This is a genomic window from Prevotella conceptionensis 9403948 (genome assembly GCF_000312305.1).
GTDB classification, from domain to species: domain Bacteria; phylum Bacteroidota; class Bacteroidia; order Bacteroidales; family Bacteroidaceae; genus Prevotella; species Prevotella conceptionensis.
Map to the genome: position 1 here is coordinate 1 of NZ_HE999478.1, position 1,220 is coordinate 1,220.

Annotated in this window: 1 protein-coding gene; it reads left to right on the forward strand. The window is 53.7% G+C overall.

The window, feature by feature from the left end; genetic code table 11:
• Positions 1-1,220, forward strand: a 1,220-nt coding sequence (locus BN93_RS15780) for a TonB-dependent receptor domain-containing protein (RefSeq protein ID WP_019189248.1), incomplete at both ends; no start/stop codon positions are given.

A 1,220-nucleotide genomic window follows, 5' to 3' on the forward strand; every position in this document is an offset into this window, starting at 1 on the left:
CCGACGTTTACAACAACGACAACAACCAATACCTTTTAGAGGGTACGGCCAATTACATCCGCACGTTTAACGATGTGCACAAGCTGTCGTTGCTGGCAGGAACATCCTACGAAGAGTTTGAGTTGAAAACTTCGCGGGCAGGCAACAACGACTTCCTTACCGACGCCTTTGGCTACCATAACCTAGACGCAGGCACAGGACAGAAGCGCGTTGGGTCGGGATACAGCAAAAACAAGATGGAGAGCTACTTCTTCCGCGCCAACTACATCCTCAAAGAGCGCTACTACCTAACGGCCACCATGCGCGCCGACGGTGCCAGCGTGTTTGCACGTAACCACAAATGGGGCTACTTCCCCTCGGTGGCACTGGGGTGGACCGTGAGCGAAGAGCCCTTCATGAAACCCTTAGGATGGGTAAGCATGCTGAAATGGCGATTGAGTTGGGGACAAACAGGCAACTCGGACATCGGCACAAACGCCTTTGCCAGCTATTCGGCACGGGCCGCCTTCAACAAAGAAGACAACTCGCAGATTATCGGCGTATATCGTTCGCGCCTTGAAAACCCCGACCTGAAATGGGAAACCACCACCGAATGGAACGTGGGCTTGGACCTAGGTTTCCTCAACAACCGCATCCTGGCCAGCGTGGAATTTTATCATAAGGTTATTTCCGACCTGCTGAACTATAAGCCGCTGAACGCCTATCAAGAGGTTACGAGCGTGATGGCCAACGTGGGCAAGACGCAAAGCACAGGCGTTGAGGTGACCATCAACACGAAAAACATCGACACACGCTACTTTAAGTGGAGCACCGACTTTACTTTCACCGCCTATAAGGACCGTTGGAAAGAGCGTACGCCCGACTGGAAGCCCGGCGTTTACGAACGCGTGGACGACCCCATACGCCCAATATACTCGCGTTTGGCCGACCACATCTTGCAGATTGGCGAAAAAGCACCCAAGGCACAGCCCGACTTGCGCCCGGGCGAAATAGTGATTAAGGACATTAACGGCTACAAGCGCGACGACAAAAACCAACCCGTGGTAGACGAAAACGGACGTTTCGTGCTGACAGGAGAGCCCGACGGCATCATCGACGATGCCGACAACGTGCTGCTGGGTTCGCAAGACCCAGGCTGGTTGGCCGGGCTGACCAACACGCTGCAATATAAAGACTTCGACCTGAGCATACAACTCAACGGCATGTTCAACCGACTTATG